The sequence below is a fragment of the Pseudoalteromonas sp. SG41-5 genome (assembly GCF_014164495.1).
GTDB classification, from domain to species: Bacteria; Pseudomonadota; Gammaproteobacteria; order Enterobacterales; family Alteromonadaceae; genus Pseudoalteromonas; species Pseudoalteromonas rhizosphaerae.
Genome location: NZ_JACJFH010000244.1, coordinates 1 through 1,078, shown reverse-complemented (window position 1 = coordinate 1,078; position 1,078 = coordinate 1). Strand labels below are relative to the sequence as shown.

3 protein-coding genes are annotated in these 1,078 nt (G+C 34.6%); all 3 read right to left on the bottom strand.

Annotation, left to right across the window (positions count from 1 at the left end; all coding sequences use genetic code 11):
* Positions 1 to 72: 72 nt before the first annotated feature.
* Positions 73 to 363 carry a hypothetical protein gene (locus tag H5232_RS23355; protein ID WP_220496129.1) on the bottom strand — a complete coding sequence of 97 codons (291 nt, stop codon included), beginning with the start codon at positions 361 to 363 and terminating at the stop codon, positions 73 to 75.
* A gap of 91 nt (positions 364 to 454) precedes the next feature.
* Positions 455 to 781, bottom strand: coding sequence for a hypothetical protein (locus tag H5232_RS23350; protein ID WP_182831671.1), 327 nt, complete (start codon positions 779 to 781; stop codon positions 455 to 457).
* A 202-nt stretch (positions 782 to 983) separates the two neighbouring features.
* A partial coding sequence (locus tag H5232_RS23345; RefSeq protein ID WP_182761394.1) for an IS3 family transposase occupies positions 984 to 1,078 on the bottom strand: 95 nt, incomplete at its 5' end.

The window sequence follows — 1,078 nt, the reverse complement described above, 5'->3', positions numbered from 1 at the left end:
GAAAACAGTTAAATAAATTGACTGATGATGATCAGTTAAGCTAATTTAAAAACGGCTCTACAAAATGATAAATCAGGTGATCAAAGCTGATGAGAATCGGTGATCAAAGTCATGAGAATACGCAAAATAAACTACATCGCCAAAAAACTGCTGAATATATACTCCTTTCAAAATAGCGGCTGAAGTAGTTGCGGCTAAGCCATAAGTTATTGCCGCAAAAGCTGAATCTGCAAAAATACCGAAGTGCTTATAGATCAAACCTGAATAATTTATCTTATTATTTTTTTCTGCCAAATAATGAATAAAAAAGGAAATCGATACTAATATCCATATTGATAAATTCAACTCTTTCCACTCTAACACTTGCCTAATACTCACGTTTATCAGCTTTTTATTTGAAATATAAAAGAACGAGAAACAGAATAGTAATATCATTACAAATAGAAGCCCAAAGTTAATTCTTTTGTACATGTCTACTCCGGTTAAAATTCGCAACTTTTAATTTATCTTCTTCATCAGAGTTATTACCAAGTAACCCTCCTATTAATCCTCCTATTAATACGCCTGGCACTCCTCCCAAAACCCCAATTACGCCACCAAGGGCCATGGCTGGAGCAGTTTTACTATCAATTTCTGCTTGTACATTCTCAACGAAGTATATTTTATTTTGTACTTTAAATTTTTCCGACCCTAAAACCTTTACCAGCTGATCTCTATCTTTTGCAGTTTGTTGCAAATACACTTTTTCTCCGGTGTCCAAATCTTTTACATATAACTTCATAAAACCTCATAAAAAGTAATAAATATCTATTATTCAATATTATATATTCTTCGCTATCAATTCAGCTTTTAGCAACCCCCCCTTGGTCAGTAACTTAGGCGCGAAACTAGGGTTACGTTTTGACTTATAGGCATCAAGTATTAACTTGAGGCCATGCGCTTCTAACAATGAGTGATCTGCTCCAGCCAGACTGGACACTTCATTAAGCGACATTTTTATTTTCAAAGTTAACTGGACTTAGATACCCGAGAGCACTGTGCCTTCTTGTCCGATTATAATCAACCTCGATGTATTCAA